This is a genomic window from Caulobacter sp. (assembly GCF_017744445.1).
Taxonomy (GTDB): Bacteria; Pseudomonadota; Alphaproteobacteria; order Caulobacterales; family Caulobacteraceae; genus Caulobacter.
In genome coordinates this window covers 1-897 of the sequence record NZ_JAGIBH010000056.1, presented here as the reverse complement: position 1 = coordinate 897, position 897 = coordinate 1, and the positions used below count along the sequence as shown (strand labels likewise).

Annotated in this window: 2 protein-coding genes; one reads left to right on the top strand and one right to left on the bottom strand. The window is 71.3% G+C overall.

Going from position 1 to position 897, the window contains the following annotated elements:
* Nucleotides 1-362 (top strand): nuclease (locus tag J7528_RS23545; protein ID WP_291879705.1); only part of this gene is annotated, 362 nt, incomplete at its 5' end.
* Between the two features lie 3 nt (nt 363-365).
* Here the strand turns inward: J7528_RS23545 and J7528_RS23540 are convergent.
* Nucleotides 366-897, bottom strand: a 532-nt coding sequence (locus tag J7528_RS23540; RefSeq protein ID WP_291879703.1) for a GNAT family N-acetyltransferase, incomplete at its 5' end; no start/stop codon positions are given.

Sequence of the window (897 nt, the reverse complement as noted above, 5' to 3'; positions counted from 1 at the left end):
CCATGGTCATCGACGGCCGCCATGTGCGCCTGTCCAACGCCTACGCTCCCCAAGGCGTGCCCGACGCCCGCTGCTGGGCCGAAGCGGCCGCGGCGCTGCAGGCCGTGGAATGGGTGCGTGGCAAAGTCCGCGACGCCCGGGCCGTCGCCATCGAGCCTGTGGGCGGCTTCGACGAGTTCCATCGCGAGCTGGCCGTGGTCTCCTTCGACGGGGTGGACCTTGGCCAGTCGCTCTACGAAGCCGGCCTGGCGGGCCGCCGCACCGACGCGCCCAATGGCCGGTTCTCGTGGTGCGACCCGATCAGCGGACGCGCGGCGGGCGCGCCGGTGGTCAACACCCTGCTGGATCCAGGGCGGCGGTAAGACCTAGAGCGCCAGCCGATAGAACACCGTGTCCACGGCCATGCGGGGGAAGGCTTCCGGCAGGTCGGAGACCTGAATGCGGTGAAAGCCGTTCTTCTCGTAGAAGCGGTGTGCCGCCTGGAAACGATCTGTCGTACCCAGCCAGACATCGGCCAGACGGAAGGCGCGGGCATGGTCCAGGGCGGCGGCCAGCAGGGCAGAGGCCACGCCGGCCTGGCCCCGGGCCTCGGGGCCCACGAACATCTTGCGCAAGGCCGCAGCCCGGCCGCCGATATCCTTGAGCCCGATCGTGCCCACCACCACGCCGTGGCGTTCGGCCACCCAGAACTGGCCCGCGCCGCACTGGTAGAAGGCGGGGATGGCCGCCAGGTCAGGCTGATCCTCGGCCGTGATCGGGATACCGAATTCCTGGCGCTGGATCGAGAGGATCAGCGCCAGGACCCCGGGGCCGTCCGCCGGGTGGAAGGGACGGACGGCCGCCTTCACAGCCGGTCGACCGGGGAGGCCGCCCCGGCCGTCTCGCGCGGGGTGGTCA